Here is a 957-nt window from a genome sequence, read left to right as displayed (position 1 = left end):
CTTCGAACTCCTCGATGATCGGCGTCATCGTCTCCTCGTTGTCCCACGAGAAGAACGACAGCGACGTCGAGTCATCTCCCTCTCCGTCACCGCCACAGCCGGCCAGAACGACAGCCGGAAGTGCGGCGAACGCGGCTGCCAAGCGCACAGTACGCACGGTGGGCTGGGTTCCCCGGGGGTGACGGTGGGTGCGGTCTCCGTGAGTCATCCTGCGGTATAGCGACATTGCTCACCTCACTGATCTCAGACGTTTCCCGCGCGCTGGGTTCTGAAGCGCCGGGGATGATGTGCCGGTCGTGGTCACACCCCTGGTCGTTGGCGGTCGCGTCGCGAAGGTGCGAACATGACAGACTGAATGCGAGGAGAGACCGCCGATGGTGACGATGCACGACGTGGCGCAGGCTGCGGGCGTATCCCTGATGACGGTGTCGAATGTCATCAACGGCCACCCGCACGTCAAGCAGGTCACTCGGGAACGTGTCCTGCAGGCGATCGACGCCTTGAACTACAAGGTCAACGTCGCAGCGCGCAACCTGCGCAGCGGCCGGACCGGCACCATCGGGCTCGCTGTGCCGGAGATCGACCGACCGTACTTCGGGCAGCTGGCAGCTCTCGTCATCGAACGTGCGGCGGAGCACGGCTTCCGGGTGGCGATCGAGCAGACCGGCGCGTCGCGGGAGAACGAGCTCGAAGCCCTTGCTGCCTCCCGGATCCGGCTGTACGACGGGCTGCTGCTCAGCACCGTGGGGCTCGGGCCGGCCGACGCGGACCTGCTGAGGGTGGACTACCCGATGGTGCTGCTCGGCGAGCGAATCTTCGACGGCCCCGTGCACCATGTCGCCATGCCGAACGTCGCGGGCGCGCACTCGGCGGTCGAGCATCTGGTCGGTCAAGGTGCGCGGCGCATCGCCTTCGTCGGCTCCCCGTCGTCGCTCGACGAGGTCGGCGCGTCCGGCC

At 67.0% G+C, this 957-nt stretch carries 1 protein-coding gene; it reads left to right on the top strand.

Annotation, left to right across the window (positions count from 1 at the left end):
• Window positions 1-374: 374 nt before the first annotated feature.
• Window positions 375-957: LacI family DNA-binding transcriptional regulator (locus tag ELR45_RS40085; protein ID WP_205857793.1), on the top strand; the 583-nt coding region annotated here is incomplete at its 3' end.

It is taken from the genome of Phytoactinopolyspora endophytica (assembly GCF_004138495.1).
GTDB lineage: Bacteria > Actinomycetota > Actinomycetes > Jiangellales > Jiangellaceae > Phytoactinopolyspora > Phytoactinopolyspora endophytica.
The sequence above is the reverse complement of the archived record's forward strand: the minus strand, read 5'-3'. Positions and strand labels throughout refer to the sequence as shown.